The following is a 2,101-nucleotide window of genomic DNA, read 5'->3' on the forward strand; positions in this document are numbered from 1 at the left end:
AGCATGGCTTCCCAACTCAAAGCATCCTTTAGCACCCTGGAAGCACAAAAAGAAACTTTAGCCGATCAAAATCAAGAACTACATCATCTCGACCAACTTAAAGACGAATTTTTAGCGAATACCTCCCACGAAGTCCGCACCCCTCTCAATGGTATTATTGGTATTGCCGAATCACTCATTGATGGCGCAACGGGAGAACTCCCTTCTACTACCCAAAGCAACCTGCAATTAATTGTCTCCAGTGGTCGCCGTTTGGCCAGCTTAATTAACGATATTCTTGACTTCTCTAAACTCAAACATAATAACCTAGAACTACGATTAGCATCCGTTGATTTAAGAGCCATTACTAATATTATTCTCACCCTCAGTCAACCTTTAGCCCAGCAGAAAAATTTACAGTTAATCAACGCTATTCCTGAAGATTTACCCAATGCGGAAGCCGACGAAAATCGCTTACAACAAATTCTCCATAACCTGATTGGCAATGCCATTAAATTCACTCCATCTGGAACTGTCGAAGTCTCTGCACAAGTGATATCTCCTAACCAAGAGGATATATTAGCTGTCACTATTTCCGACACAGGAATTGGCATTGCTGAAGATAAATTTGAGCGCGTCTTTCAATCCTTTGAACAAGCCGAAGGTTCCACCGCGAGAGAATATGGCGGTACAGGATTGGGACTAGCTGTTACTAAACAACTCGTCGAATTACATGGTGGTAAAATTACTATCCAGTCGCAAATCGGAGTGGGCTCGCAATTTACCTTTACTTTACCCATTGCCCAAGAAACAGTTAAATTAGTTCCACCAATTACAGGGTTCCACAACAACTTTAGTTCTGAATTAATGACTTTAGCCCCCATCCAAAAAGCCATTAATATTGCCACTGACAACCAACAATTCAAAATCTTAATCGTTGATGACGAACCGATTAATCGTCAGGTCTTAATTAATATTCTTTCCCTTTATAATTACATTCTAACCGAAGCCAGTAATGGAGAAGAAGCCTTAGCTACAATTGAAAAGGGTTTTATCCCTGACTTAATCTTACTAGATTTGATGATGCCTCGAATGACTGGCTACGAAGTTTGTCAGAAAATTCGCGAACGTTTCCCCGCCCATGAATTGCCGATTGTCATGTTGACAGCCAAAAATCAAACCGAAAATATTGTGGATGGATTTACATCAGGGGCGAATGATTATTTGGCTAAACCCATTCAAAAACAAGAAATGTTAGCGCGGATGAAAACTCATTTGAATTTAGCTAAACTTACCTTAGCTTACGGGCGATTTGTGCCGCGAGATTTTCTGAACTTCTTAGGAAAAGAAAGCATCATTGATGTACAAATTGGCAATCAGATTCAGCAAGAAATGACGATCATGTTTTCTGACATTCGCGACTTTACCACTCTGTCAGAAGCGATGACACCTCAAGAGACTTTTAACTTTATTAATTCCTATTTAAGTCGAGTTAGTCCCGTAATTAGAGAGCATAAAGGCTTTATTGATAAGTACATTGGGGATGCGATTATGGCTTTGTTTCCGCAGTCAGCAGATGAGGCAGTTAAAGCCGCTATTTCCATGCAACAAAAAGTGGTAACTTTTAACGAAGAAAGGCAACAGCAAGGTCAAGTTCCAATTGCGATTGGTATTGGTTTACATACAGGTAAATTAATGCTCGGTACGATTGGTGAATCTGAACGGATGGAAACTACAGTAATTGCTGATGCGGTGAATTTAGCTTCACGTTTAGAAGGTTTAACTAAGGTTTATGGAGCCGGAATTTTAATCAGTCATAATACTCTCTGTTGTCTTGACTATACTCAAGAACAATGCTTTAGATTTTTAGATCGGGTAATGGTAAAAGGGAAAAAATTAGCCGTTGCTGTCTTTGAAGTTTATGATGGTGATGCACCCGAACAAAAGCGATTAAAGCATCAAACTCAGGCTCGTTTTGAAGTAGCAGTGTTTCTGTACTATCAACAACAATTTCAGGAGGCGAAACACATATTTCAGGAGGTTTTACAGATTAATCCTCGCGATAAAGCGACGATGGTTTACATCAAGCGTTGTGAGAAATATCAACAGTATGGAGTCCCCG

General features: G+C 39.9%; 1 protein-coding gene. It reads left to right on the forward strand.

From position 1 onward, the window contains the following. Nucleotides 1-2,101 (forward strand): ATP-binding protein (locus PY364_RS25015; protein WP_275570413.1); only part of this gene is annotated, 2,101 nt, incomplete at both ends.

Origin of the sequence: Kamptonema sp. UHCC 0994 (assembly GCF_029167235.1) — a bacterium.
Taxonomy (GTDB): Bacteria; Cyanobacteriota; Cyanobacteriia; order Cyanobacteriales; family Microcoleaceae; genus Kamptonema.